The organism is Cupriavidus sp. 21MJTG02-4, from assembly GCF_057798975.1.
The window spans coordinates 100157-122385 of record NZ_JBYOJP010000017.1 but is presented as its reverse complement, the minus strand read 5'-3'; the positions used below and the strand labels follow the sequence as shown (position 1 = coordinate 122385).

Below are 22229 nucleotides of genomic sequence, written 5' to 3'. Positions count from 1 at the left end.
GCGCCACGCGCCGAGACGTGAAAAAAGAAGCGCGGTTGTGCCGCGCTTTCAAAAGATCCACCAGATACGGGGAGCGTTCTGGATGAAGAGGACAGGGCCTCAGAAATGAATTTATCCGGCCGGCGCATCAATGACAATTGAAGCTTTTTAAGGACGGATTTAAAAATAGTGAGAAATGAAAATTACCGACTCTTCGCAACGACGTCGCTGCCATGAAATTGCGACCGAGGGGCCGTGCGTCGGTCATTCAAAAAGCTATTTCTGAAATGGGCCGGGAGCGATATGCTAACGAATACATAACAGATGAGTGATATGCTAGCCAAAGCAAAAAGGAACATCTGACATCACTTCAGTTGCTCTGGATACCGGCGCGCTGTCAATTCCGCGCATGCGCTCAACTTGACTTCGTTCAGATGTCGCAGAGGCCGGCTTCATCCCGTTGTTGCCGGCGCGACTATTTCTTGCCGGCGTCGAGTCAGACCGTCGATACGCCACCTGCCTGTGTTGTCTCGGCAAAGGTGGGCGGCGCCGTCACGATGGAGCGAAGCGCGGGTACGGCCGACACGATGGCATCGAGGTCGGGAATGGGGCGACGCAATGCTGCCGAGGTGGCAAACGCGGTTTCCATCGCCTGCGCCACGCCGAGCGTCACCGCGTCGCCGCGGAACCCGCCGGTCACCTGCAGGCCGAATGGCATGCCTTGCTCGTCAACGCCGCATGGCAATGAAATGGCCGGATGCGTGGTCAGGGTGACGACATAGGTCAGGGCAAGCCAGCGGTAATAGTTCTCCTGCTTCTCGCCATTGATGGTGTCTGCGTACAGCTGCGTCCACGGAAATGGAGAGACTGGCGTGGTCGGCGACAGGATGACGTCATAGTCTTGGAAGGCCTGCTGGAAGCGTTGCAGGATTCGGGTCTGCTCTGCCTGAGCCCAGGAGCTGTCACCCAGGGACATTCGCGCACCCATCTCGTAGTTGGCGCGGGTATTGGGCCCGAGGCTGGCGGGATCGCGCTGGTAAGCTTCATTCAGGCTCGCGACGAAGCTCTCTGCGCGCAATACGTCAAAGCAGCGATGCACATCGCCGAGCTCGAACCTGACTTCATCGCAGCATTGGAAGAGGTGCCGCATCGCGGCGATCTTTGCGCGAAAGACGCGCCGGATGCTGTCATCGACGCTGCAGCTGCCGAAATCCTCCGTCCAGCCTACGCGCAAGGTGGACAGATGGACGTGCGGTGGCGACAGGAAGGCAGCAGGATCGAGTTCGTAGCTAAGGGGATCAGTGACCGACCCGCCCGCCGACGCTGCCAGCTGCAGGCAGGTATCGGCGACCGTGCGGCCCATCGGGCCGACCACGGAAATCGGCATCCAGCCCAGCAGCTTGCGCGAGTTCGGTACGACGCCCGGCGAAGGCCGGAAGCCGACCACGCCGCACTTGGCAGCCGGGATGCGCAGCGATCCTCCCGTATCGGAACCGGTGCAAACCGGCAGAAAATTGGCGGCCAGCGCAGCGGCGGAGCCACCTGAGGAGCCGCCTGCATTAAGGTTCGGGTTGAACGGGTTGCCAGTGGCACCCCAGACCGCATTGCGAGAATTCGCACCGGCACCCATTTCCGGGATATTGGTTTTGCCAACGACGATGGCGCCAGCCGACCGCAGGCGCGCGACCAGGACGTTGTCCTGGCTGGGCACGTTGCTTCGGTATAGCGGCGAGCCATACGTGGTGAGCAGGCCTGCGGTGGCCTCCAGGTCCTTGACGCCCAGCGGCAGCCCGTGCAGAAGGCCTAGCGGCTCGCCGCGCATGACGGCCTGCTCGGCCGCCCTCGCCTCTTTGCGCGCACGCTCGTAACAGGTCGCGGTCACGGCATTGATTGCCGGGTTGTAGGTCTCGATGCGGGCGATGCACGCCTCAAGCAGTTCGACCGGGGAGATTTCCCGGGCGCCGATCAGCCGGCGCAGTTCGACGGCGGACGTCGAAGTCAGTGGGTCCTGCGAAGACATGGAAGTTGGATTTCCTTGAGTGGCCGCTTGCGCCAGCGGCCCCGGTTGAGGGGACGGAATTCGCGCAGGCTCAGTCAAGCTTGATATTGGCGCGCTGTGCAACCGCACGCATCTGCGGAATCTGTTTGTCGATCATGTCGCTGACCTGCTTGCCCGTCGCGTAGTGCGGCTCGATGCCGTTATCGGCCAGCTTCCTGCGCGTGTCCGGGTCGGCAACGACTTCGGCCAGCGCTTTCTCCAGCCTGGCGTGGATCTCCGGCGGCAGAGCGCGCGGTGCCACCAGCGCGATCCAGGTGCTGGCATCCATGCCGGGATATCCGCTCTCGGCCACGGTCGGCACATTGGGCAGCAGCGCCGAGCGCTTGGCCGTCGTGACTGCGATGGCCTTGATCTTGCCTGCCTTGACTTGGGGCAGAGCGGCAGCCACGGTATCGATGCTGAAGGGAATCTGGCCGCCAATCAGGTCAGTCATGGCTGGCGAGCTGCCCTTGTAAGGGACATGCAGCAACTTGGTCCCGGTCAGGTTCAGCAGCGCCTCGCCGGCAAAATGCGCGGTGGTCCCTGCACCGAAGGAGCCGTAGGAATACTTGCCGGGCTGTGCTTTGGCTGCTGCGACGAACTCCTTCAGGGTATTGACGGGCACGTCGCGATTGGCCAGCAGGACCAGCCCGGTAGATCCAATCAAGCCAATCGGCTCGAAGTTCTTCTGCGGGTCGTAGGGCAGCCGCGGATAGACGGCAGGGTTGACTGTGAACGTCGTGCCGGATGTCGCCAGCAGTGTATAGCCGTCCGGGGCGGACTTCGCGACATAGCTCGCACCGACAATCGTGCCGCCGCCAGGGCGGTTGTCGACCACCACGGTCTGACCCAGTCGCTCACCCAGCTTCTGGCCGATAAGACGGCCGACCACATCAGTGGCCCCCCCGGGCGGAAACGGCAGTACCAGCTGGATCGGCTTGGATGGGTAGGTGCCCTGTGCGCTTGCCAGGACGGGCGCCAGGCCAGTAGTCAGGGCGAGCCCGCAGGCAGTCAGTGCAGAAAGAGCGTGGTGGAGAGGGGATCGCATCTTGATGCTCCGGCAGGGATTGGAACCGACATATGGCAGTGGCACGCCATGTCAGACTATCCTACGATCTCGGCAGCCCAACTTCGTAGCAATGTTTAGAACAATTGATTGCCAAATCGGCAATCCGTAAGGATCAAGGCTGCGTTTCCCCTCTCGCATTGCAATGCAGGCACCCCATGTCCTATCGGATCCTTCAGGAAACCGCCGTCCGCTACTTCCTCGAGGTAGTGCGCACGGGCTCGGTCAAAGACGCGGCACTGAAGCTGAACGTGGCCCCGTCAGCGGTCAGCAGGCAGATCGCCAAGCTTGAGAATGAGCTGGACACCCTGCTGTTCGACCGGCGTGCGCGAGGCCTCGCTCCCAATGCCGCCGGAGAGTTGCTGGCTGCGTTCGCCAAGCGATCCCAGCAGGAGATCGAGCGCGTCACAGGCGACATCCAGGCGCTGCGCGGCCTGCGCGCCGGACGGGTGCGGCTGGCCAGTGTCGAGGGCATCGCTCATGAGTTCCTGCCCACCCTTGCAGCCGTGTTCAGGGAACAGCACACCGGGATTCGATTCGAGCTTGATGTCTGCCCGCAGGGCGACGTCTCCCGGCGAATCCGGGACGGCGAGGCTGACATCGGGGTCACGCTGAGCGGGGTGCCCGAGCGTGAGATCGAGGTGGAACTTCGCCATCCAGCGCCCGTGCTCGCCATCATGTCGCCCGACCATCCACTCGCCGGTCAACGTCAGGTTTCGCTGTCGCAAGTCATAGCCTACCCGCTCGCGTTGCCGCCCAAGGACAGCTCATTGCGGCAGTTGCTTGACACAAGCTGCAGCCGGCAAGACCTGCACTACCAGACCGTCTTCTCGAGCAACCATCTCGATTCGCTCGTGAGTTTCGTGGTGGCCGGAGGCGGTGCCATCAGCTTCTATGGCGAGTTGTCGGTGCGCGAGCGGCTGAAGGCCGGCACCATTGCCGCCATGCCATTGCGCGACCGTGAAATGAACGAGCGCTACATCGAGATCCAGACCCTGGCCAAACGCAACCTGCCTGCCGCGGCGCGCGCATTCGTGCAACAGTTGGTGCAGACCATCACCGGTGTTGGCGATGGCTGATTGCCGAAATTGCAATCCACCATTCCGTTAAATGCGGTGCAAGCATATTCCCGTCGGCGCGCGCGACAGGGAGAATCTAACGTGGTCAACATGGCCAAGTTCGCTGCTGGCCGCAATGAACCGATCGCGAGACTTGTCGGGCCCGGGGGGCGTATTGCCGGCGCAGGAAACTCTTGGATGACAGCACAGACGGCATGACAAAGGACATTGTGGTACTCGGCGCCGGCGTGGTGGGCGTATGCACGGCGTTGGCGCTGCGCCAGCGCGGCCACGCGGTGGTGCTGCTCGACCGCCAGGCACCGGGGAGAGAGACATCCTACGGCAACGCCGGCATTATTCAACGAGAGGCGGTGCAACCCTATGCCTTTCCACGGGAGTGGCAGGCTATCCTGCGGGTTGCCCTGCGCCAGGGCAACGATGTGCATTACCACCCTGGCGCGCTGGCACACCTGGCACCGGCGCTAGTGCGTTACTGGCGGGAGTCGGCGCCCGATCGCTATACCTCGGTCGTAACCGCCTACAGTGCGCTGATACGCCACTGTCTGAGTGAGCACGAGCGACTGATCACGCTCGCCGGCGCACAAGACCTGGTGCGCAAGTCAGGGTGGCTACAGGCCTACCGCACGGCGCGAGCGTTCGACCGGGCCGCGCGTGAGGCCAGCACAGTCGCGCGTGTGCACGGCCTGGATTGTCAGGCGCTCGACCAGGCTGGCGTGACGGCTACGGAGCCGGCCCTTTATGGGCGGCTCGCCGGCGCGATCCACTGGCGCGATCCCTGGACGGTTGCCGATCCCGGAGAGCTTGTCACTCGTTATGCCGCGCTGTTCGAGCGCGAGGGTGGCATCTTCCGCCGCGGCGATGCCACGACGCTCAAGCCTGCCGGCGCCGGCTGGACCGTGACCACCGAAGATGGCCCGCTGAGCGCGGCACACGTGGTGATCGCACTCGGTCCATGGGCCTCGGCACTGATCGAGAGGCTCGGTTATCGCTTTCCGTTATTCGTCAAGCGTGGCTATCACCGCCACTATGCAGCCGACCCTATGCCCCGGCTGCCGGTGCTCGACGTCGAGAACGGCGTCATGCTGGCGCCAATGCAGCGGGGCCTGCGCCTGACCACGGGCGCGGAGTTTGCCCTCCGCGATGCGCCGCCTACACCTGTCCAATTGGAGCGTGCCGAAAGCTACGCGCGCGAACTGGTGCGGCTGGGGCAGCCAGCCGAAGCGCAGCGGTGGCTCGGCGCCCGCCCCTGCGTGGCCGACATGAAGCCCATCGTGGGCAGGGCCCCGCGTCATCACGGTCTCTGGTTCCACTTTGGGCATGGCCATCAGGGTTTCACGCTAGGGCCAGTCACGGCACGTCTGCTCGGCGAGCTGATCGACGGCGAGCAACCCTACGTTGATCCCTTGCCCTACGATCCAATGCGGTTTGCCGTTTGAAGTGGCGAGTGGCGTATTGCCCGTCTATTCCCCGATCAGATCGTCGGGGAACTCGTCACGCCAGCGCAGGAACGATTGTCATACCATTAAGCCGGATCGGCCCTCGACCGCCCCTTCGTATCCGCCGCTGAAAGTGAGCATGCGTCCCCTGCTGGAAGCCCGTCTCGTCAATGATGCTTTTGGCGATCCCGGACTGTTCGTCGACTTCCTGGACGAACGGCGCGCGCTGCTGTTCGACCTGGGAGATATCAGCACCCTGATGCCGCGCAAGTTGATGCGCCTGTCGCATGTGTTTGTCACGCATACGCATATGGACCACTTCTCCGGCTTCGATCATTTGTTGCGGGTGCTGCTCGGGCGCAAGCCATCCCTCGTGCTGTACGGCGGGCCAGGTTTCCTGGCGCAGGTCGAGCACAAGCTGCTCGCCTATACGTGGAACCTGGTGCATCGCTACGACATTGAACTTGTTGTTAGAGCGAACGAACTTGGATTGGACGGGCAAGTGCGGCGTGCTTGCTTTTCCAGTCGCGATGGATTCGCCAGATTGGCCGAGTCCCCCATCGAAAGAACCGGCGATATTGTGCACGACGAGACCACATTCCGGGTGCGCGCCTGCTTTGTCGATCACGGAATTCCATGCCTGGCCTACCTGGTCGAGGAAAAGGTCCGACTCAGCATCAACGCGGAGCGCCTTGCTGCATCCGGCCTGAAAACCGGCGCCTGGCTGCGCCACCTGAAGCATGCCGTTCTGACCGGCGCAGCCGGCGATGCACCAGTTCTCGTGCAGTGGCACGACAGAAGCGGCGACCACACGGTAACGCGAACGGTCGGCGAGTTATGCCATTTGATCCTGGACGTGGAGCCCGGCCAGCGCATCGGCTACGTGACCGACCTGCGCTATACGAGCGAGAACATACGAGCGCTTTCGGGCCTGATGCAAAACGTCGATCAACTTTTCATCGAAAGTATGTTTGTGGATGCGGATAGCGTCCACGCCCTGCGCAAAAACCATCTGACCACAGTACAGGCTGGACTGATTGCCCGCCGCACAGGTGCCCGCAAGGTGACCCCATTTCATTTTTCGCCCCGCTATCGGGGGCGTGCCGTTGACCTGGGGGCGGAGGTTCAGGCTACCTCGGGGATATCGCGGTAGGGACGGACGTTTCCCCCCACTCAACCGCCATCTCGATCGCCGCCACGCCCCCGGCCACGATATTCACCACGGTCACCACCCTTGTTGTCCCGTTGGGCCTGGCCACGCTCCTGACCACGCCCCCAGCCCCGGCTCTCCGCTCGGTTGCCGTTGTTGCCGTCACGGCTTTCCCCTCGATTGCCAGAGCCCCAGCCTCGCTGATCGACTTGGTTCCAGCCCCGGTCCCAGCCTCGGCGGTCATCCCGGTACCGGTCGTGGCGGTCCCGGTCCCATTCCCTGCTACCGCTGTAGTGGCCGCCATTGCTCCAGTTGAAGTACGCCCCACCGTAACTGGGTACAGCATACCCACCGTAATAGGGCGCAGCGTGGCCGCCATAGTACCCGTCGTCATATGGGGCAATGGCACAGCCGCTCAGCAACGCAGCGGCGGCAAGGGACAGTACGGCTGGACGGCTCATCAACTTTCTGCTGGGGATAGATAAGGCAGGGAGCATACCGCTGTATATGGACGACAACTGTAAGAATTCGTGTGGCAGGAGGGAGGCCACACCCCACCGACTGAGGAGCTTCGGATCGGACTACCTGCTTCCAGGTTTGCAGTTGTCCTTGCCCAGGTGCAAGCCCTCAAGAAATGAGTGGTTCTTGGGGATGTCAGCGAGGACAAACTCAATTGTTCATCGCCCGACCTGCCGGGAAATCGCAGTCATTGCTTGACCCGTCACGCTGGAGACTGAACGGCAGCCGGCCGTTTCAGAATGTCTCCAGGAGGGTTGCTTGGGCGGGGTCGAATCGTCGGTTTCGTGATGCCCCGGCCAACATCACGCAGTTTCTGCCGTCGGCCTTTGCCGCATAGAGTGCTGCGTCGGCTCTCGCCATCACCGAGGCAAGGGTATCGCAAGCTTCGAACTCATCGTCATCTTCATGACGTTGGAGGACGAGACTGGCGTTGTGAACGTGATCGTGTGGCCTGGCGTCTTCGAACGCTTTCGCAAAGAGGTCCTCGGCGCGAGGATAGCCGGCATCTACGGACAGTGGCAATGCGAAGGCGAAGTCCGCCATCTGATCGCGCAGCGCATCGTGGATCTTTCTCCGATGCTTGGCCGCCTTGATACAGCAAGCCGGAATTTCTGCTGAGAGCCGGCGTTGCTCGGATTTTTCCGAGGACGACAGGCAACAAGCCGGCTTATCCTTGAAAGGAGCGCTGTCCGTTTCTCTCTCGCAACAATGCTTGAAATCCAGCGCATTCCGAGATGGAGAAACGATGCACATCAGACGCGCCAAGACCTTCAAACCGTCCCAGATCCCGACACCTGCTCTGTGTCACCGAATCCGCACCCGGAGCGGGACACGCTCATCCTGTTATTGGCATTCACCTGCGGCATGCGGGTGTCTGAGGTTGCCCGGAAGTCGCCGACGTTCTGCTGCTCAGTGGCAAACTTCGCGAAGCTGTTACCGGAAATCACGAAAGGCGGGCGGCGACCCGCTCGAGTACCTGGCGGCCGACAGTCTGCAGAGCTAAGTTACAGGCCTGTACCGTGCGGCGGGCTTTGGCACCGGCTACAGCAGCTACTGTGGCCGCCGAACGTATGCCAGCCGAGTCCTCACACAGGGGCACTCGCTCGAAACCGTGCAAACGTTGTTGGGGCATGCCGAGCTAGACCATATTACATCGTATCTCGAAGCTTCAAACAAGGAGCTTCGAGAGGCGGTCGCAGCACTTTGTGATGCTCTGCAGTAGCTACAATGTAGAAACATCTCCTTGACGTACTGCACCCGTGTATCTACAATGAATCTACACAATAGGAGTGTGCCGAGATGGAACTGTCAATTCAAAAATGGGGCAACAGCGCGGCTGTGCGCCTGCCCACAACCTTGCTTGAACAACTCAAGGTGGCACTGGGAGACAAGCTGTCTGTCGATGTGCGTCCGGACGGCGTCATGCTTAAGCCCGCTCGGCACAAGTATTCACTCGATGAGTTGGTTGCTCAGTGCGACCCCAAGGCGCCGACACCCAAGGGGCTGGGTGATTGGAGCGGGGTCAAACCGGTGGGGCGCGAAGTATGGTGAGGCGGTCCAAGTTTGACCGGGGCGACATTGTGCGAGTGTGCTTGAACCCAACGGAGGGGCGTGAGCAACAGGGCGATTTCCGTCCTGCGCTCGTGCTTTCACCGGCAGCATTCAACGCTCTGGGTGTTGCCCTGGTTGCACCGATTACGCAGGGAGGCGATTTCGCGCGCTTCGCTGGTTTTGCTGTTCCGCTGTCTGGTGCTGGCACGGCGACCCAAGGTGTCGCGCTGGTGAACATGGTGCGTACGCTGGATCTTGAGGCTCGCGGCGCGAGGAAGGTCGAACGGGCACCCGCCGAGGTTGTGGAAGATGCGCTCGCCCGTCTTCAAACCATCCTTGAATAGCCGTTACTAGACGTCAACAAAGGAAAAGAGAACAACAGATGTCTGAAGGATTTCATGTCCATGGGGCCCACGACCACGCGCTGGAACACGCAGCGGAAACTGGCCACGCCGACGCTTTGCTGGGCGCATCGCAGTAATGACGGCGATTCTGTCCACGGCAGGTGCCATTTTCGGCTACCAGGGCGGTGCGACACAGAACGAGGCGCTGCTGCTGAAGAACGAAGCTGCCATCCACAAGACAGAGGCGGCCAATCAGTGGGTCTACTATCAGGCCAAGGGCCAGAAACAGGCTATCGCCGAACTGACCGCGCAACTACCTGGTGTCGATCAGGTCGCGGCTAAGCGAGAGGCCCAGGGGTACGGGTCCGAAAAGGAGGCCATTCGTCAGAAGGCGGACGCACAAGAAGAGCAAGCAAAGCGAGCAGATGAAGCCAGCGAGGCAGCCGTTTATCACCACCACCGTTGGGCGCAAGCTGTCGTTGCCGTGCAGGTCGCGATCGCGCTGGCTGCCATCACCTTGTTGTCGCGCCGCCGCTGGTTACAGGCTGTCTCATATGGCGCGGGTGCAGTCGGTGGAGTCCTGGCTGTGCTCGCACTTCTTCACGTGTAGGAAAGTTCACATGCCCACCCTTCTTGAATGCCTTCGATCGCTTCCCGCAGACCTCGTGATGCGCGACCTGCCCGCCGTTCGTGACGAGGTTGCCACGGTTGAACAACACCTTGCTCGGCTCAGTCGTGACGAGGAGGGATACGAAGTACGCAAGGAACCCCGGAACTATGGCAGGAGTTTTACGACCGCTGTCGGGTTGATTGGCGGCCCTGCGATGTACCGAGAAGTGCAATAGGAAAAGGGCGATGGACATCACCGCAATCATCCAAGCAGCCAAGTTGGGGCGCGCTCGAAAGGACGCACAGGAAGACACTTGTGCGGTGTTTGCCGCCGCGCTGTACGACGTGTTGTCGGCTCAGGGGATTCCCTGTCAGCTAGTCTCAGCTGTGAAAAGGGAGGGTCATCCCTGGGCGCATCTAATAGTTGAGGTTGCCGGCCGCTACTACGACTCTATGGGTGAGTTCTCGACCGGCATCTATCGCGCGCGGGCCAAAATTCATCCGACAGTGTCCCTGGACATTGCGTACCAGCCCGACGTCCGGATGGATTGCTATGAGTCGGAGTTCGACGAACTGCACTCCTTCTACGTCAACATGCTCAACAAGGCCATGCTTAGGTCGGGTGCCGCGAAGCCTGCCTAATTTCACAGGAAAAGAGTGCGATGAAACCGTACAGCATTGACGTGTCATCGACCGGAGATACGGTGTGGGTAACAGCACACGACGGCTCGTGCGTAGGCCGGTTCAGTAAGCGATTTGGGATCGACGTCCATCGGACGGTGGAGGAGCAGTTGGCCGGCGCTGATCAATGCTTACATTGCACACACCAGCCGGCGGGTGAGGCCGAATGGAAAGTGTTTCGCACAGAGATTCTGCGGCACCACGGGATCAATGTCCCGGCAAATTCAATCAGGTTCTGAGAAAGGAAAAGCATGAAAGCGATTCTTACCAACGCCGAGCGAGCCGCGATCCGAGGCTTGGCGTCAGGCGACAAAGATCAACTTGAGGCGGCCCGAGCCGCATTTGAAAGGGCGGCAAGGGAGGGCCACGGTGTCCACACTTGCGTTGAGCTTCAGTTTATGGCGGAGGTTCTCGCACCGGTACCGGATCTGCTCCTGCGATCGCAGTATCGCGCGGCTATCCTGAAGCAGTCTCTTTGACAGAAAAAGCGGATGACCACGAAGGTTTGGAATCTCATTTTCGCCGTGGGCAACATGGGCCGGATCGTTGGCGACGCGGGCAATCCTCAAACACGGAAGTCTGCGTTGGAAGCCGCGTCGGTAATCGACAAGAACGGCTGGCGGGTATGGGTGGAGCATCACAAGAGCGGCGAGCGGCTGTAAGTGAGCGAGAGAAGGCGCATCGCGAAGCCGCCGCGGTATGGGGAGCGCAGCGATGACCACTTGTGACGGTGAGAGCGATGCCAATTGGGTGTTTGGACAGTGAAAAACGGGACCAGTCAATGCCTTTGACTATGGCCAGCGGGCGGATGCCTACGACGGGCAGCGGGATGAGCTGCCGCGCGACGCGGACGATCTGGCGGCACGCTATCGCACCGTGACTGGTCGCGCACCAACGTAATGGAAAATGACATGTCGGCACTGACCATCGCAGATGCGCTGCGCCTTGCGATCAATGTACTTCGCGACGCGGCAGAGTCCCGGAAGATGCCCTCGGGGACCGAGCTTGATGAAGCGACTGCAGGCCTGCATGCCGATGCAGCCGAGACCCTGGAGGCGTCTCTTGCCGATCTTCGGCATCACGAGTAGGAAGAGAGGTGCGACATGGTAGCGAACCTTTCATCGGTATTGTCGTCAATATTGCCTGGCGCAGTAGCTTGGGCGGAGAGTATGGCCGAAGCAGTTATCTGCAACGGACGTACGCTTACCGAACAAGGTTTATCGGACGCTCGCGCCGTTGGTGTTGCAATGCCGGAACGCATCCGCATTTCAATTGTGCAAACTCTTCCGCTGCCCGACGACGAGGCGCTGAAGAACGTCGCACTCTCAACAGGGTTGTTCGGTCCGGGTATGGTTGGACTGACCTTGGGGTACGCCATACTGATTGCGGACGGTTATGCCACACGGCGCTTACTCACACACGAATTCAGGCATGTTCATCAGTACGAGCAAGCCGGCTCCATTGCGAACTTTCTCCCTGGATACTTGGGTCAGATCGTCACCTTCGGCTACGTGGATGCGCCATTCGAAGTGGATGCGCGCAACCACGAACTATCCTGAAACGGAAAAGCCTAAGGAAACGATCGAGATGGGTACGCGAGAGAACCGTAGCGGTTTGGTCTTGGCGCGACGGGCCCGCGTGCGCGCGGTGGGCTCCTTCGTGATGCGGAAGTTACGTTTGTCGCGGTATCGGGCAAGGGAATCGTGCGCCATGGGACCAGCATAGCCGGGCGCTTCCCCGGTGGCGTAGGCGACGTTTTCCTATACAACTCCCGTATCCCGTAGTCAGGCCGCCAGTCGATGCTCGTAATACGGCCTGCTGCGGTCTTCGAGAATGGCATCGAGTGCCGGCAGGTTCCTGGGATCCGGGTGCAACCACGCGTCGACGTTCTCGCGGCGGATCGGCACGATGCAACGGTCGTGACCGGCAGCGCTCACTTCTGGCGGTGGCTCGTCGGTGATTGCCGCGAACGAGTAGAGGTCGGCTTCGCCCTCCTCCCCCTTTGAAAAGGACCACAGGCAGGCCACCAGCAAGTCCTGCTGCGGCTCCGGGCGGAATTCCAGTACCACGTTCTCCTCGACCTCGCCCGGCGCGCGTTCGCGATGCTCCATCCGATGCCGAGCGACGTTTTCGTAGAAGGCATTGACGATCACGATGCCGCGCTTGTAGCCATAAAGCTGGCGCCAGGCCTTCTTAAGGCCGTCGCGGCGCGCATTGTAGGTGCCCGGCTTCTGTCGTTCCATCGCCGCAGTCCAGCCAGGCAGGCGGCACTGATAGCGCATCGGAATGATGGTGAGCTGGCCATCCTCAACTACGAGCACCGGTGCGTAGTAACCCGGAAATATCCGCGAATCGCGAGGCAGTATTTCAGTGCGCTGCAGGTCCGCCAGGTTGCGCTGGGCCCTTGCAATCTTGTCAGTGGCGATACGCTGGTCGTTCTCCGCCTTCTTCGTCGGCTTGGTCGCCAGCGCGCGCTCGGCAGCCGTAAGACGCGTTTTCTGTTGAAACAGCTCCGCCTCATAGAGGCCGGCCAGCTCTCGATCAGCCGCGGCGATCAGGTCTGCAATGACACGCTCACCCTCGTTGGTCGGCGCCTCGAATGCAGCTCGCATGGCCTTGGGCAGCTTCGACCAGCCGCCATCGCGTCGCTTCTCCCAGAAAAGATCCACAAAGCGCTCGAGGCTGATGTGCGCACCAAACTCTCGAACGTACCTGCGATAGCTGGCTTGGATTGGGCGGAATAGCACATCACTCTTCTCCCGGCGCATCCTTCTTGCGACTCGTTGCAGGCGCATGTTCGCTGGATCGCTGGCGTGCCGCCTGAAAGTCGGCTATGTAACGGATCGCCTGTTCGCACTGTTCACGGGTCAGTGCGTGAACACTTGGTGTCGACAAGGTGAAATTAAGCTCGCTCGCCAACCACTTGATCGCCTTGCCGCGGGCCTCGAATGGGTTCGCGCCGTCCCGGCGCATCTTTGCGGCCACCAAGGGCTCCAGCGCATCGTGCAAGCGTTTCTTCGCGTCGCGCAGTTCTGCGTTCGCAAGGCGACCGAGCAGTGCGTGCTGACGGCTGCGAGGACGGACGCCGATCCAGGCCTGGCATGGCACACAGATCCAAACGGGACCATGATCCTCAAGGTAGGGATATGCGGAGTCACCTCTCTGGGCAAGCTGGGCGATGTTGCCGCAGTCGTCGCAGACCGGCCGTAAAGGTGCGGGAATGGGTCGGCCAACGCGCATCGCTAATGTTTGATCGAAGGAGCCTAGCAACAATGTTACCGAGTTTCTCGCCGGGGCGGTTCACGCCCCCGGGGCCGGCGACGAAGCCGGCCGGATCAAGCGTGGTCCGGCCTCGAATTCCATGCTGGTCAGGCTCGGGCACGAGCGTACGCAGAAACGGGTACGCTCGGCCGCTGGGAAGCCGCCTGGCCCAGGCACTAGGTGAGATTGGCCTCCCGTGCCCCGTCGGGTCGTTATTCGCAATCTGGCCTACAGTCACAACGACCAACAATCCGATGTGTCTCAGCCTTGCTCCGCTGCATCGCAGCACGTGTAGAGCTTGATTCTGCTGACAAAACGGTTTAGGGTGAACGCTCGGTGTGCGCATACTCAGCGCGTCCTCGCACCGAGTTCACTCAGCAGCCGTTCCTACCGTCCCCCGTGGAACTCCATCCACGGACCTGCAGTCGTAGTTCCTTTTTCCGATCCAGACAAAGGAGCCTGACATGCTCAGTCCGCATGAAATCGCCGCGCTATTACTGCTTGGCGATGCCCAAGACATCGACGATCTCGAACCAGAACAACTGGACGGATTGCTGATCCACAAACTGGTGACAATGGAACATGGCTATGGTAGCGCTAGTGCCCACCCTCGTTTGACGAGTCAAGGTGCTTCTATGCTTGAAGCCCTGCGCCGCATTCTGTAACACGGCTCGTGCGGCAGCCAGTGCGATCTTCGTTCTTGGCACCGGGCATGAATGGTGTCCACCTCCATGACTAGTGGACGGCCGACATCGAATTCTTGCGATCGCCGCTTGCAGGTGATGCCATCTGTGGTGTTTGCATAATGGGCGCGGGCATCGCGGCGCTAGGTATCTTGTCGAGTCAGGTCGCGGATGACCGGGTAGATCTCGGAGTGCCACTGGGGGCCAGAGAAAAGATCATAGTGGCCGCACCGGCGCGCCGTCACGTGCCGCTTGTCGCTTGCTGCAATGCCTCGGCACAGATCGTGCGCTGCCTGAGTCTGTCCGCAGCCGGAAATAGCGTCGCGGTCGCCTTCTATGGTCAGTAGCGTAGTAGCGCGGATGTCTTGCGGACGCACAGGCTGGCTGTGCACGAACCAATTGCCGCGTGCCAGACGGAAGTCCTGGAACACGATCTGGATGGTGTCCAGGTAGAACTCGGCCGCCATGTCGAGCACCGCATGGTACGCATCGCAAACGCGCCGGAGGGCTTCGGCACGCTCGTAGTCACCCAGCGCGAGTCCCAAATAGTAGGCCCAGTGCGACGCCACCAAAAGGCCCGGCTGTGCTGCCATCAAGCCGGCAAGCTGCAGGAAGTTCGGGCACACCTTGCGACCGGCACCGGCGTAGCGATCGGGCACTGTATAGATCAAATTCCGTTGAAACCATTCGAGCGAGTGGTCTGCGGCCAATCTGCCAACCGTAGTTGGACTGCGACGCGCATCGATCGGCCCGCCCATTAGGATCAGACTCCTGGGAGTCGGCTCATCCGCGCTAGCCAGGAGGGAAATTGCTGCTAGGGCCGGCACTGTGGCCTGGCAGATTGCAATCACGTGTAGCGGCTCCGCCGCGCCAATCTGACGGATGAACGCCTGCAGCTCGGTGACATAGTCATCCAGGTGAAACGGCCCGTCCACGAGTGGAACGCAGCGCGCGTCAATCCAGTCCGTCACATAGACGATATGCTCGGGCAATAAGCTTTCGACGACCTCGCGAAGCATGACCGCGTGATGTCCAGCCAGCGGCGCACAGACCAGCACGGCAGGTCTTGAATGCGACGCGGCGGCGCCAAGAGCGACCGGATCAGGTGCGAAGCGCAAAAGGTGGCAAAATGCCCTCTGCAGGACGACTTGCTCGACCACAGGGATGACGCAGCCGTTGTGATCAACGGCTGCAATACCGAACCCCGGCTTGTCGGGGGCTTGTCCCAGACGGTACAGCATTTCGTACCCAGCGGCAAAGGCAGGAGCACCCGGCATCTGCGACAGGGCGTTGTCACGGTCGGAAAACGCGCTTGCCGCGTTCGCTGCCCACTCAGTGAATGGCGCGAGCATTGCGCGCTGATACTCCATGAACCGGTAGAGCATGGAGGTCTCCAAGAAAGTACGCCAGTCAGGGTCTGCGGCGCCCTGTACCTATGCGGGTGCGTGAGGTGTACCAGAGTTTCACTATAGGTCGGGCAGCTATTGCTGCAGTGCCAAAGATCGGTGCTACACCGCTGCGGTGACCTGGTCGGTGGAATGACCGATTCTTTGGCCGCGGCGATCATGATTAGCCACAGCACGTCGATGCGGCAATGGCTGAACAATGCAGAGGGATGAGCCCTTGACCGAACCGCTGCGTCGGTACTAACCGGGGAAACCGGCTAGTTCATGTTTCCGGATGATTTCCACCTGTTCATCGATGATGGCTAAGAGCTCGTCTACTGAGCCCGAGAAGCGCTGTCGTACCTTCTCTCGTGTTTTTCGCTCGCTGGCCGAACGCACGAGCTCGTAGCCACTACCCTCTTGCGAAAGACGGATGACTCGCAGCTCCTTGCTGGGCGGAACCCGCAGCCAATAAGAATACCCATTCCTTATCCCTTTCTCTGAGCGTTCGCGAGGAACCAGGTATGGCCGAGCAAGCATAATTTCGGCGTGAATCGCTTCAAAGGACATGGTACTGCTCTCAAAAAACAAAGCCCCTGCCTTGCGGGCAGGGGCGAATTCTATTCTGAGGTGCAGAAATCAAGGTTTACGCTTCTTCTGCAATCAGGAACCTCTTGGGGTTCTTCCCTAGCCAGGCCGGCTGGCGACCACGGCCGGACCAGGTCTTGCCGGTTTTGGGATCCATGTACTTCGGCGGCAGCGGTGCTTTCTCGGTGGCCGCGGACGCTGAACTTGCGGGCCGGCCCCGACGACGACGCGGCGCCACGTCTTCCGGCGACAGACCATATCGAGCCATCAGCTCGCGAATCTTTTCGATGACGCCCGCGACCTCAGTCGAACGCACCTCTTCGATTTTGGCTTCCAACGCTTGCTTCTGCGCCAACAATTCCTGATACGTTGCCATTCTTCTCTCCAGTTTCTCAGCCACGATTGATTTATACGCATTCTCAAGTCGGTCGGCAAGATATTCGTTCGCTACCCTCATACGCTGTAATCCGTTCAATCGAAATGAAGTCTGTATTAACGTATGGCCCGGTCCCCGCCGATCAACCTTCCCCGTCCATGCATGGCCTGCACCTGCGGCCAATTACCTCATCCGTGGCTACGTTCACGTCCTCGCCTCCCTCGCCTCCCGCGACGGCAGCACGTGGCTTCAAGCGTAAACAAGTACAATCAGACCCAAACTTCCTCCTGCCGTCCATGCTATATAAAGCTGCACTCGCCTTCGCCGCTCTGATGCCATTTATCTCTCCTCTTGCGAGCGCGCAGGTTCGTGGGGCAGGCTCAACCGCTGCGGCACCCGTCTACCAGATTTGGGCGGATTCCTACAAAGCGTCCACAGGCGTTAATATCGCGTACGAAGCGGTGGGCTCGAGCGAGGGCATGAAGCGCATACGCGATGGAGGCATCGATTTTGGTGCATCGGATGTGCCACTTTCGGCTTCGGAAGCAAAGCGTGTCCATTTGGTACTGGTGCCAACCGTGGTAACTGCGGCCGTTCCGGTTGTCAATCTTCCTTCTGTTGCCCAGGGCCAATTGCGTCTTACCGGCGACGTGCTGGCCAAGATATTCCTAGGGAAACTTGACGCGTGGGACGCTATGGAAATTCAAGCGCTGAATCCTGGTATCTCGCTTCCAAAGCTGAAGATTCGACCGGTTGTACGCGCTGACGGTTCAGGCACGACTTTTCACTTCACGGACTATCTGAGCAATGTCAGCGACGATTGGAAGATCGCCTTCGACACGAAGGCTTCCCTTTCCTGGCCGGTCGGCTTTCTCACTGCAAAAGGAAGCGACGAGGTCGTTCGAGTGGTCCGTGGCACCCCTGGAACCATCGCTTACATCGACTACAACTACGTGCTAGACGCCGGCCTGAGCCCCGTGCAGTTACGCAACGCTGCAGGGAATTTCGTTAACGCTCAAGTCAGCAGCTTCCGCGAGGCCGTATTGAATAGCGACTGGAACAGAAAGGGCGATTTTTCCAGTAGTCTTGTAAATCGCCCGGGCCGAGACACATGGCCCATTACGATGGGCACGTTCGTTGCCGTGCCCGAAGTCAGTAAGTCTGCAAAGCAAACGCTAGCAGCACTTCGCTTTGTCACCTGGGGATACTTGCGCGGAGACGACTTGGCCCGACGGGCAAAGTTCGTCCCCCTACCGGACCGCGTTCAGGCGAATGCTTATCGCGAACTCGCGCGAATCACTGATGAGTCCGGTGCCATGATTGGCTTGCAAAGCATGGCGAGCACGCCCGGCCCAAAGCCATAGACACCTTGAACTTGCCAAATCCGCGGCGCAAAAGGCTTTCGTGACAATCCGCGCTTGGCCACGACTCCCCTCCGCCATCATGCAATGCCCCGTCTGTGACAAGGCTGATCTGACGGCAGTGACGCTAGAGATAGAAGCTCCTGAGCCAAACAAGACTGTTATGCTGAGGGCAATGCAGTGCCCTGCATGCAGCGAAGGAATCATCGAAGACTGCGAACTCCGTCACGCAGTCGGCGAGCCCCGACGTCATAAAATATCGACCACATAGCGACCCCTTCGAGAAGCGGCCTCGATAGCTGAGCACCGCGCATCAACACCCGTCGATGGCCATGCCAGGATGGCACGCTTCGTGGTACATAGCCCCCCAGGGTCTTTCCAGCATGATGCAAGGATTCTTATCTGCTCGAAGGGCCGCATCCAGCAAACGAAGCCGCCCTTTACAATGTTGCCGTGCAATATAGGACCATGGCCTAAGAAGCGCATGAATAGCCACACGCCCCTATTCGCGGCTGGCGAATGCGCCGACGGCCGCCGAGGGAAGTCGCGGAGTACAGAATGGCGACAGCTCGAGCTGGAACCAGACGGGAGGCACTGAAGCTCCTGGAAACAGAGGGAGTGACGGTGGTGGAATTGGACTACGAGTCAGGTTGGCAGGATGCAGTTGAACTCGGCAGGGTCGGCCAGAAGGTGGGGATACGCGTCGAGTATCGCGGGCACGAAAACATAGCCGTCCGCTCGCCGGCTGCGCTCGTTGCCGGCCTATTGCGACCAAAGACAACGTTCCGGCAACGGAATCTGTACTGTCAGTTTGAGCTCAACGACCTGCCAGCAGATGAGCTAGAGAGCCTGGAGGCAAAAGCGGCGAAGTTGGGGGACTATATTCTCGCGGGGCACTTGATGAGAGAGGTGGATGTACATTGGACAGAGTAAGCTGGTGCGGTCTGTCCTTTCGACAATGAACTGTTCGCTGTACGGTAGCACGGGTACTCGACCGCGTCGTAGTATCCCACTCTGTCCCTCGCATGCCGAGAACCACTATTATTGGTGGGCCGGGTGGGACTCGAACCCACTATCAGTCGATTATGAGTCGACGGCTTATACCACTTAAGCTTCCGGCCCTTGCAGCGCGAGATGTTTCACGAAGGCGACCTCTTACGAACGGTTTCCACCGCCGCTGTACTATAGGTCTGCAGGAAAAGTGAAGGTCCGCTGCTCTAACCAGGCATGAGCTAGGGGCCCAATAAAACCACAAGGGGAAAAGCCGTTGGCGCCGTGCGCAGCATGTACTTTTCCCAGTCGATGCGGGGCGCAATGGAAAGAAATGCGCCCGCATCTTCGGCCCATCAACTGGTTGGTACCATCGCGTACCGGCCGAGGCAATAAATCAGGCCGCCGGCGTAACCGCCTTCTTTGCCGGGGCCCGCTTTTTCGTGACGGCTTTCACTGATTTTTCCGAAGCCGCCTTCTTCGCCGCGACCTTATTGTCGGGCACCGCATTTTTTGCAGCGGGCTTCTTCGCAGCCACCTTGCTAGCCGTTGCCTTCTTTGCACCGGCGGCCTTCGCCCTCTTTGCAGCCGCCTTGTCCTTTGCAGCCTGCTTTTCGAAGCGAGCTGCAGCCCTTGCGGCTTCCGCCGCCTTGGCGACCTCACGCTTTGCTGCTTCGATCGCCTTCTTCGTGTCGGCGCGCAGCTTCAGCAGTCGCTTCTTTGCGGCCTGCGCCTCGCGCGAGAGCACGCTGGCCTTCTTCGTCGGCACAGCAACCTTCTTTGCCGCAGGCTTGTTTGTGGCAACTGCTTTGACCCGAGTCATGTGATTGAGTCCCTTTTGGGTGATTTTTCGTTCGAAAACGCCGAGTATAACCGCGGGAATGGCAAATGTAGCAGCGGTCTCAGTCTCTTCATTGTGATTGCGGCGAATCCCGCCAGTCTATTTGGCTGATACCGAGAATGAGCGAACTCGTTGTTGCGTCACGACGTTGTGATCGATACTCGGTGTAAGCTGCGGGCCAATCCGTCGGTCTGGCGACAAACAGCAAGTCGAAGCGCGCAATCTGCGGTAGCCAAAAGCGTCCCGATAGCCCCCGCCCGCCGGACTTGTTTCGCCGTTTCTGCAGTTCGGTCGGCTCCGCCTCAGTTCTGGCCATTGTCTTGCCGCTTAGTCCCCCGATTTGGCGCGGTCTCCGTGCTGAACGAACCTGTCGCTTGGCGGCTGACAATTGACCAGGATCATGCAAGGGCGCGTCCAGCGTCGTTACACTTTGCCGGTCCCATAGTCCGTGCGCCCCACTTATCTTGATGGGCAGGTCTCGAAGCCGTCTTCACCCCCTCTGCCATGAAGCCCGCAGTTGTCCAACACACCCCCATAGAGAACTTGCAGGCACTGCTGATAGGCACACTGCTTGTCGCACTGGCGGTCTCCATGTTCAAGCAGGCAGGCTTGCTGTCGGGCGGTACGGCTGGTTTGGCATTCCTTGCCCATTACCTCGGCGGCATGCCGTTTAGCCTAGCGTTCTTCGTCTTCAACCTGCCCTTCTACTGGCTTGCGTGGAAATACATGGGCGGGACGTTCACTATCCGGACGTTCGTGGCCGTGCTGTTGTTCTCCGTCGAAGCCGACTTGCTGCCGCGCTGTCTCAGCTTCGCCACGCTCGATCCCACGCTTGCCGCAATACTGGGAGGAGCACTATTGGGCAACGGATTCCTGATTCTGTTTCGGCACAAGGCAAGTCTCGGCGGTGTCGGCATCCTTGCGCTCGTACTTCAGGAACGGCGCAACTGGCGTGCGGGCCATATCCAGATGGCGGTGGACGCTGCGATCGTCGCAGCGGCACTTCTGACCGTTCCATGGCCGCGCGTCGCTCTCTCCATTCTCGGTGCCGTTGTCCTCAACTTTGTGTTGACAACCAACCATCGCCCGGGACGCTACGTGGTCCAATGACCATGGCTGCTGGGTTCCCTCAGTCACCTGCCAGTGGACGGCGGTTGCCTGCACCACGATTGAATTGGATCCACGGCGCGCACCAAAAGCGCGCCGAATCTGCACCACGAACGACGAGGTGATCGTCCGAAACTGCTCCTCATCGCTGGCATGGAACATGCGACAGGATCTGGCATCAGGCTGATGACAGCCTGCTGCCAGCGTCGCTGCACTAGCGCCGCGCTGGCAAGCGGTACAAAAGTTCGTACCCTTTCGAACCCCTGTAGAAATCGAGGACAACGGCGTCCTTTCCCCGCTGACTGTGTATGGCGTGGGAAAGACGCCGTTTGTCTTTTGTGCGCCAACGAAGAAACGGAGAGGAACACCCAATGGCCTATCTCGCTCCCACCGAGTTCGTGACCAAGATGGTCGACGCCGGAGAATCCAAACTGTTGATGTCATCGCGCGACACGCTGATCCGGGCCTACATGGCTGGCGCCATCCTAGCGCTCTCTGCCGCATTTGCAGTCACGGTTACTGTCAATACCGGCAATGCCCTGGTTGGCGCCCTGCTCTTCCCCGTGGGCTTTTGTATGCTGTACCTGCTCGGCTTCGATCTGTTGACCGGCGTATTCACGCTGGCGCCGCTGGCTGTCCTGGATCGGCGCCCGGGTGCTACCTGGCAGGGCGTAATGAGGAACTGGGGCCTTGTGTTCTGCGGTAACTTCGCCGGCGCTTTCACCGTGGCTGTATTCATGGCCATCATCTTCACCTTCGGATTTTCCGAGGCACCCAATGCAATCGGGCAGAAGATCGGGCACATCGGCGAAGGCCGCACCGTTGGATATGCCGCACACGGTGCCGCTGGCATGCTGACTCTCTTTATCCGGGCTGTGATGTGCAACTGGATGGTCTCCACGGGCGTGGTGGCTGCAATGATGTCGACCTCGGTATCGGGAAAGGTGATCGGCATGTGGATGCCCATCCTCGTGTTCTTCTACATGGGATTCGAACACTCCATCGTTAACATGTTTCTGTTCCCGTCTGGACTCATGTTGGGTGGCAACTTCACCATCATGGACTATCTGATCTGGAACGAGATTCCGACTGTCCTGGGCAACGTTGTAGGCGGCTTGACGTTCGTCGGGGCTACGCTGTACAGCACGCACTACAAGACGGCGGCTAAACGCGTTCTCGGCTGAT

General features: G+C 60.1%; 22 protein-coding genes, 1 tRNA gene and 3 pseudogenes. 17 read left to right on the top strand and 9 right to left on the bottom strand.

Annotated features, from left to right (window positions below; all coding sequences use genetic code 11):
• Nucleotides 1-475: 475 nt before the first annotated feature.
• Both AC3FKH_RS27610 and AC3FKH_RS27605 read right to left on the bottom strand, forming a co-directional pair.
• On the bottom strand, nucleotides 476-1999 hold the full coding sequence (locus AC3FKH_RS27610) for an amidase (protein ID WP_488678896.1): 1524 nt from the start codon (nucleotides 1997-1999) through the stop codon (nucleotides 476-478).
• Between the two features lie 70 nt (nucleotides 2000-2069).
• On the bottom strand, nucleotides 2070-3065 hold the full coding sequence (locus AC3FKH_RS27605; protein ID WP_488678895.1) for a Bug family tripartite tricarboxylate transporter substrate binding protein: 996 nt from the start codon (nucleotides 3063-3065) through the stop codon (nucleotides 2070-2072).
• 176 nt (nucleotides 3066-3241) lie between these two features.
• On the opposite strand from AC3FKH_RS27605, the gene AC3FKH_RS27600 reads away from it, so the two are divergent.
• The 12 genes and pseudogenes from AC3FKH_RS27600 (at nucleotide 3242) to AC3FKH_RS27545 (ending at nucleotide 12011) form a co-directional block, all read left to right on the top strand.
• On the top strand, nucleotides 3242-4162 hold the full coding sequence (locus AC3FKH_RS27600) for a LysR family transcriptional regulator (RefSeq protein ID WP_488678893.1): 921 nt from the start codon (nucleotides 3242-3244) through the stop codon (nucleotides 4160-4162).
• Between the two features lie 194 nt (nucleotides 4163-4356).
• Nucleotides 4357-5598, top strand: a complete 1242-nt coding sequence (locus AC3FKH_RS27595) for an NAD(P)/FAD-dependent oxidoreductase (RefSeq protein WP_488678892.1) — start codon at nucleotides 4357-4359, stop codon at nucleotides 5596-5598.
• A 139-nt stretch (nucleotides 5599-5737) separates the two neighbouring features.
• Nucleotides 5738-6751, top strand: a complete 1014-nt coding sequence (locus AC3FKH_RS27590) for a ribonuclease Z (RefSeq protein ID WP_488678891.1) — start codon at nucleotides 5738-5740, stop codon at nucleotides 6749-6751.
• Nucleotides 6752-7663: 912 nt separating this feature from the next.
• Nucleotides 7664-7885: pseudogene (locus AC3FKH_RS27585) on the top strand (OB-fold nucleic acid binding domain-containing protein); the annotation flags it as partial.
• Between the two features lie 681 nt (nucleotides 7886-8566).
• Nucleotides 8567-8818 carry an AbrB/MazE/SpoVT family DNA-binding domain-containing protein gene (locus tag AC3FKH_RS27580; RefSeq protein WP_488678890.1) on the top strand — a complete coding sequence of 84 codons (252 nt, stop codon included), beginning with the start codon at nucleotides 8567-8569 and terminating at the stop codon, nucleotides 8816-8818.
• Nucleotides 8812-9162 carry a type II toxin-antitoxin system ChpB family toxin gene (locus tag AC3FKH_RS27575; protein WP_488678889.1) on the top strand — a complete coding sequence of 117 codons (351 nt, stop codon included), beginning with the start codon at nucleotides 8812-8814 and terminating at the stop codon, nucleotides 9160-9162. Before AC3FKH_RS27580 ends, AC3FKH_RS27575 begins: the two co-directional genes overlap by 7 nt.
• A 38-nt stretch (nucleotides 9163-9200) precedes the next feature.
• A pseudogene (locus AC3FKH_RS27570) lies at nucleotides 9201-9772 on the top strand (DUF4337 family protein).
• A gap of 10 nt (nucleotides 9773-9782) precedes the next feature.
• On the top strand, nucleotides 9783-10007 hold the full coding sequence (locus AC3FKH_RS27565; protein WP_488678888.1) for a hypothetical protein: 225 nt from the start codon (nucleotides 9783-9785) through the stop codon (nucleotides 10005-10007).
• Between the two features lie 10 nt (nucleotides 10008-10017).
• A complete protein-coding gene (locus tag AC3FKH_RS27560; RefSeq protein ID WP_488678887.1) occupies nucleotides 10018-10413 on the top strand; it encodes a hypothetical protein in 396 nt (131 codons plus the stop codon).
• A 530-nt stretch (nucleotides 10414-10943) separates the two neighbouring features.
• Nucleotides 10944-11114 (top strand): hypothetical protein, encoded by a 171-nt coding sequence (locus AC3FKH_RS27555; protein ID WP_488678886.1) that lies wholly within the window; start codon nucleotides 10944-10946, stop codon nucleotides 11112-11114.
• A 249-nt stretch (nucleotides 11115-11363) separates the two neighbouring features.
• Nucleotides 11364-11540, top strand: a complete 177-nt coding sequence (locus AC3FKH_RS27550) for a hypothetical protein (RefSeq protein WP_488678885.1) — start codon at nucleotides 11364-11366, stop codon at nucleotides 11538-11540.
• Nucleotides 11541-11555: 15 nt separating this feature from the next.
• The gene (locus AC3FKH_RS27545) at nucleotides 11556-12011 is read left to right on the top strand and encodes a hypothetical protein (RefSeq protein WP_488678884.1); all 456 of its coding nucleotides are present in this window, start codon (nucleotides 11556-11558) and stop codon (nucleotides 12009-12011) included.
• 225 nt (nucleotides 12012-12236) lie between these two features.
• On the opposite strand, the pseudogene AC3FKH_RS27540 reads toward AC3FKH_RS27545, so the two are convergent.
• A pseudogene (locus tag AC3FKH_RS27540) lies at nucleotides 12237-13201 on the bottom strand (SOS response-associated peptidase family protein).
• Nucleotides 13201-13692: a zinc-finger-containing protein gene (locus AC3FKH_RS27535; protein ID WP_488678928.1), complete on the bottom strand. Its 492-nt coding sequence runs from the start codon at nucleotides 13690-13692 to the stop codon at nucleotides 13201-13203. The pseudogene AC3FKH_RS27540 and the gene AC3FKH_RS27535 overlap by 1 nt, the downstream one beginning before the upstream one ends.
• A 485-nt stretch (nucleotides 13693-14177) precedes the next feature.
• Here AC3FKH_RS27535 and AC3FKH_RS27530 point away from each other — a divergent pair, with 485 nt between their 5' ends.
• Nucleotides 14178-14378, top strand: coding sequence for a hypothetical protein (locus AC3FKH_RS27530; RefSeq protein WP_488678883.1), 201 nt, complete (start codon nucleotides 14178-14180; stop codon nucleotides 14376-14378).
• 161 nt (nucleotides 14379-14539) lie between these two features.
• Here AC3FKH_RS27530 and phaZ read toward each other — a convergent pair whose 3' ends face one another.
• The 3 genes from phaZ to AC3FKH_RS27515 form a co-directional block, all read right to left on the bottom strand.
• Nucleotides 14540-15781: a polyhydroxyalkanoate depolymerase gene (phaZ, locus tag AC3FKH_RS27525; RefSeq protein WP_488678882.1), complete on the bottom strand. Its 1242-nt coding sequence runs from the start codon at nucleotides 15779-15781 to the stop codon at nucleotides 14540-14542.
• A gap of 261 nt (nucleotides 15782-16042) precedes the next feature.
• Complete coding sequence (locus AC3FKH_RS27520) at nucleotides 16043-16351, bottom strand: hypothetical protein (RefSeq protein ID WP_488678881.1); 309 nt, start codon at nucleotides 16349-16351, stop codon at nucleotides 16043-16045.
• A gap of 76 nt (nucleotides 16352-16427) precedes the next feature.
• Nucleotides 16428-16745 (bottom strand): H-NS histone family protein, encoded by a 318-nt coding sequence (locus AC3FKH_RS27515; RefSeq protein ID WP_483714772.1) that lies wholly within the window; start codon nucleotides 16743-16745, stop codon nucleotides 16428-16430.
• 296 nt (nucleotides 16746-17041) lie between these two features.
• Here AC3FKH_RS27515 and pstS point away from each other — a divergent pair, with 296 nt between their 5' ends.
• Both pstS and AC3FKH_RS27505 read left to right on the top strand, forming a co-directional pair.
• Nucleotides 17042-18109, top strand: a complete 1068-nt coding sequence (gene pstS, locus AC3FKH_RS27510; RefSeq protein WP_488678880.1) for a phosphate ABC transporter substrate-binding protein PstS — start codon at nucleotides 17042-17044, stop codon at nucleotides 18107-18109.
• A gap of 555 nt (nucleotides 18110-18664) precedes the next feature.
• Nucleotides 18665-19039, top strand: a complete 375-nt coding sequence (locus AC3FKH_RS27505) for a PHA-granule associated protein 4 (RefSeq protein ID WP_488678878.1) — start codon at nucleotides 18665-18667, stop codon at nucleotides 19037-19039.
• A 112-nt stretch (nucleotides 19040-19151) separates the two neighbouring features.
• On the opposite strand, the gene AC3FKH_RS27500 is transcribed toward AC3FKH_RS27505, so the two are convergent.
• A tRNA-Ile gene (locus AC3FKH_RS27500) sits at nucleotides 19152-19228 on the bottom strand.
• Nucleotides 19229-19493: 265 nt separating this feature from the next.
• Nucleotides 19494-19919 (bottom strand): fumarate hydratase, encoded by a 426-nt coding sequence (locus tag AC3FKH_RS27495; protein ID WP_488678877.1) that lies wholly within the window; start codon nucleotides 19917-19919, stop codon nucleotides 19494-19496.
• Between the two features lie 561 nt (nucleotides 19920-20480).
• Between AC3FKH_RS27495 and AC3FKH_RS27490 the strand changes: the two genes are divergently transcribed.
• Together AC3FKH_RS27490 and AC3FKH_RS27485 are read left to right on the top strand one after the other, a co-directional pair.
• Complete coding sequence (locus tag AC3FKH_RS27490) at nucleotides 20481-21047, top strand: YitT family protein (protein ID WP_488678876.1); 567 nt, start codon at nucleotides 20481-20483, stop codon at nucleotides 21045-21047.
• 368 nt (nucleotides 21048-21415) lie between these two features.
• Nucleotides 21416-22228 carry a formate/nitrite transporter family protein gene (locus tag AC3FKH_RS27485; protein ID WP_488678875.1) on the top strand — a complete coding sequence of 271 codons (813 nt, stop codon included), beginning with the start codon at nucleotides 21416-21418 and terminating at the stop codon, nucleotides 22226-22228.
• Nucleotide 22229 lies beyond the last annotated feature (1 nt).